This is a genomic window from Treponema sp. R6D11, from assembly GCF_054786075.1.
The window spans coordinates 1-535 of record NZ_BDHD01000765.1; the positions used below are offsets into that span (position 1 = coordinate 1).

Below are 535 nucleotides of genomic sequence, written 5' to 3' on the forward strand. Positions count from 1 at the left end.
AAATGTAATGTGTAATGATACGAGACACTAGGCCGCTGTGACAGGCAGTAGTCGCACTCATCATGATCAGACGTGGCATCCAGTGATCGAGCGTGTGTTGATGGGTGTCGCTACGTCACTGTGCGTACCTGATGAGACTGTGTTGGTCTCTAGGCAGAGAGCGCTTAGTGTTGTGGTCATTTTTTTTTTTTCAAGCAGAAGACGGCATACGAGATAGGAGTCCGTCTCGTGGGCTCGGCCTCCTCCAAATCTTCATCCGCAGACGCGCCTTCGCCCTCCGCCGGTTTTGATGAAGACGAAAGCCATGAGGGGGACGAGGGTTTTGTTGTCGAAATTCCTTCGCCCGGCTCGCCGCTGCCTGTATCGGTGTTTTCCGAGATATGGGCATACGTGGTCGCCGACAGGGAAGCGGCTTTAACGCCAGGTTTGCCCATTTCCGATGTCGGCTATTTCGGGGCGGAAGTCAGCAGCTACGGAACCCTGGTTGACGTGCCCAGCCGCAGAAAGCTGCGCGCCTTTCCGGGCAGGGTGCATC

1 pseudogene is annotated in these 535 nt (G+C 55.5%); it reads left to right on the top strand.

What is annotated here, in order from left to right:
• Positions 1–228 precede the first annotated feature (228 nt).
• Positions 229–535, top strand: a pseudogene (locus ACYVTD_RS15970) (glycosyl hydrolase family 18 protein); the annotation flags it as partial.